Source organism: Corallococcus exercitus (genome assembly GCF_003611585.1).
Lineage (GTDB): Bacteria > Myxococcota > Myxococcia > Myxococcales > Myxococcaceae > Corallococcus > Corallococcus exercitus.
This window is the reverse complement of sequence record NZ_RAVW01000729.1, coordinates 1-2,246: the sequence shown is the minus strand read 5'-3', so window position 1 is coordinate 2,246 and position 2,246 is coordinate 1. Positions and strand designations below refer to the sequence as shown.

2 protein-coding genes are annotated in these 2,246 nt (G+C 74.0%); one reads left to right on the top strand and one right to left on the bottom strand.

Annotated elements, in window-relative coordinates; genetic code table 11:
- Positions 1 to 332 (top strand): MFS transporter (locus tag D7W79_RS41385; protein ID WP_147442341.1); only part of this gene is annotated, 332 nt, incomplete at its 5' end.
- A gap of 124 nt (positions 333 to 456) precedes the next feature.
- On the opposite strand, the gene traC is transcribed toward D7W79_RS41385, so the two are convergent.
- Positions 457 to 2,244 carry an outer membrane exchange accessory lipoprotein TraC gene (gene traC / locus D7W79_RS41380; protein WP_120530674.1) on the bottom strand — a complete coding sequence of 596 codons (1,788 nt, stop codon included), beginning with the start codon at positions 2,242 to 2,244 and terminating at the stop codon, positions 457 to 459.
- Positions 2,245 to 2,246 lie beyond the last annotated feature (2 nt).

Below are 2,246 nucleotides of genomic sequence, written 5' to 3'. Positions count from 1 at the left end.
TCCCGTGGGCGATGGTCGCCGTGGCGGTGTGGACGCTGGGGGAGATGGCGCAGTCACCGGTGGCGCCGTCGGTGGTGGCGGACCTGGCGCCCCCGGAGCTGCGGGGCAGCTACCAGGGCGCGTACCACATGATGTGGGGGCTCGCGTCCAGCGTCGCCCCGGCGCTGGGCGGCGCGATGCTGGGCCACGTGGGCGCCACCGCGCTGTGGGCGGGCTGCTTCTGCGTGGGCCTGGCCGCGGCCGGGTGGCACCTCACCATCGCGGGAGCGCGCAGGCGCCGCGTGGAGACGCTGCGCCTGGAGCGCCCGGAGATGAGTGCCAGCCTGGACTGAAGGATGGGCGCCCCTGCCCGGGATGCCGGGGCGCCTTCTTCAAACCTGTCCGACTGTCGGACAGGTTCGTGCGGTGCGCCGCTGACGGGGCGCCCTTCGCGCCACCAGAGGCGCGGGAGGCGGGCTACTGCCCGATGCCCAGGAGGGCCTCGGGCTTCGTGAGGCCGCGCGCGCGGGCGACGGGCTGGAGGATGTCCTGCGGGGGCGCGTCCGCGGTGAGCAGCAGCGCGCGCACGGCGGTCTCCACCACGTCCTCGGCGCCGGGGCGCACCATGCCGCGCCGGGCGTCCTCCACGCGCTTGCCTCGGTACAGGTCGAAGCGCTCCTTCACGTGCTTCGCCACGTCCGCCACGGCCTTGTCGCCCGCGTCCACGCGCAGCTCCAATTCGTTGCGCAGCTGCACGGGGTCCGCGAGCACGCCGTAGCGGTCATAGCCCTTGTGCGCCAGGTCCTCGTGCAGCACCGCGTAGTCCTGCGTGTTGGGCGCGGCCACCTGCTGGGGCGCCAGGAGGTCGCGCATCACCGCCGTCACGGTGGCCGTCACCGTCAGCCGGTGCAGCTGCACGTCGTAGACGAAGTCCGAATACATGGGCTCCTCCACGGTGATGGGCTCGCGGAAGACGGCGTCGCGGTTGCGCTGCACCTCGGCGCGCTGGAGCTCCGCCTTGTCCAGCGCCGCCTGCACGGCCACCTCCAGCACGCGCGTCGCCTTGGCCTTCTGCACCATCAGGCCCTCGTCCTGCGTGCACTGCCCCGAGCACCGCTCCGGGTCGCACTCGCTGGGCATCTTGCCCGGGCTCTTCGCGTCGCGAGCCTCCTCACCGCACTCCTGGATGGCCGCGCGGCACTCGCGCTTCTCCCGCTCGCGGCAGCGCTCGGCGGCGTCGCGCAGCGTGCCCAGCTCCACCTGGGCGCGCAGGTACTCGCGCAGCACGGCGGCCTGCTTGCGCTCCACGCCCTCCAGGGTGCGCTCCGTCTCCAACAGCTTCTTCTCGTAGTCGCCGCGCTTGGGGTTGGGCACGGAGCGGTTGCCCGCGAGGTAGCGCTGGCTGCGCTGGGAGTCCTCCACCGCCTTGAGCGGCAGCACGCGCTCCAGGGACAGGTCCAGCTTCACGCCCACGCGGCCCGGGGGCGCCTCCGTCACGACCTTCAGGGGCAGCTTCGTGGGGAGCGCCGCGGCCAGCCGTCCCGCGCTCAGCCGCTGGGCCACGTCGGGGGCCTGGGCGTTGTCCTCCACGGGCGTGGCCACCACCAGGAAGGCCACCTCGTCGCGCAGCCGCTGGCGCACGGCCTCCGCGCGCTCGCGGGCGGCCGTGGCGCCCACGCGCTCCTGGTCCGCGCGCACGTAGGCCACCAGCGCGTTGCCCAGCTTGCCGGCCTTCTCCAGCGTGTCCGCGCTGGCGAAGAAGCGCTTCGCCCACGCCACCTGCACCGCGTCCACGCCCTTGCGAGCGTTCACGTGGTCCGGCGCCACGGCCAGCACCGCGTCCAGCTCCGCGCGAGCATCCTGGAGCTTCTCCTCCTTGAGCAGCCCCAGGGCCACCCCCACGCGCGCCTCCAGCGTCTGGGCGAGCAGCGCGCGAGCCCCCTCGTGGTCCGGATCCAACTCCAGCACGCGCACCAGCAGCTTGGTGGCGGACGGCAGGTCCCCGGAGGAATGGGCGGCGCCCGCCTCCTGGTACACCTCCGCGCCCCACTCCTTGCGCACCGCGCGCAGCTTCACGGTGATTTCGGAGGCCTCTGGATCCGCGGCCAGGGCGCGCAGGTAGGCGGCTTCGGCTTCCGCCCAGTGGCGCTCCTTCACGGCGCCGTCGCCCTCGCGCACCGCGCGGGAGAAGGCGGAACAGCCACTGAGCAGCACCAGCGACAGCAGGGCCAGGGCGCTCAGCCAGCGGGAGGGGGCGGGGGGAATTC